Source organism: Flagellimonas flava (assembly GCF_050617915.1).
GTDB lineage: Bacteria > Bacteroidota > Bacteroidia > Flavobacteriales > Flavobacteriaceae > Flagellimonas > Flagellimonas flava_A.
Genome location: NZ_JBODQE010000266.1, coordinates 1 through 228 on the forward strand (window position 1 = coordinate 1; position 228 = coordinate 228).

At 32.0% G+C, this 228-nt stretch carries 1 pseudogene; it reads right to left on the reverse strand.

Annotated elements, in window-relative coordinates:
• Positions 1 to 228: pseudogene (locus ACRHOZ_RS21790) on the reverse strand (AraC family transcriptional regulator); the annotation flags it as partial.

The window sequence follows — 228 nt, forward strand, 5'->3', positions numbered from 1 at the left end:
CGTTAAGTACGATATCTTCTGTTTTCAGTAAATCTAGAATTAAAATGAGCAAATAATTCACAAGAAGTCGTATCCTAGAGGCATTCGTACCGTTCTTATCTTTATTCACGGCTACATTAATACGTTTAAAACAGTCACGTATCTTTTGATCTGTTTTTAGAATAGACTTTTCGTTTTGACGTAAAAAAGTTGTGAGTTGTTTTAAGTCCTCTTTAGTTAAGGTAATCC